Below are 223 nucleotides of genomic sequence, written 5' to 3'. Positions count from 1 at the left end.
AATTGACGTTGTTAACCCGATAATGACTCCCACACAAAGTGGTGTTGTTTCTGGTTGTACATCTGATGCCCCTTGAATTTCCGCTAACTCTTCCTCACTTAATTCATTTAATGCTTTTCCCGATGGGTGTTTCGGTAAGTCTTTTAACTTCTCTCTTACTTGTGGATCTTTCCACGCTTCTACTAACTCTTCTTTTGTGAACTTGTATCCTTTTGACATTTCA

At 39.0% G+C, this 223-nt stretch carries 1 protein-coding gene; it reads right to left on the bottom strand.

Annotated elements, in window-relative coordinates; genetic code table 11:
- Positions 1 to 223, bottom strand: a 223-nt coding sequence (locus tag MR147_RS26995; RefSeq protein ID WP_242304895.1) for a mersacidin family lantibiotic, incomplete at both ends; no start/stop codon positions are given.

Origin of the sequence: Bacillus cereus group sp. BfR-BA-01350 (genome assembly GCF_022663775.1) — a bacterium.
GTDB classification, from domain to species: domain Bacteria; phylum Bacillota; class Bacilli; order Bacillales; family Bacillaceae_G; genus Bacillus_A; species Bacillus_A paranthracis.
This window is presented reverse-complemented; position numbering and strand designations above follow the sequence as displayed.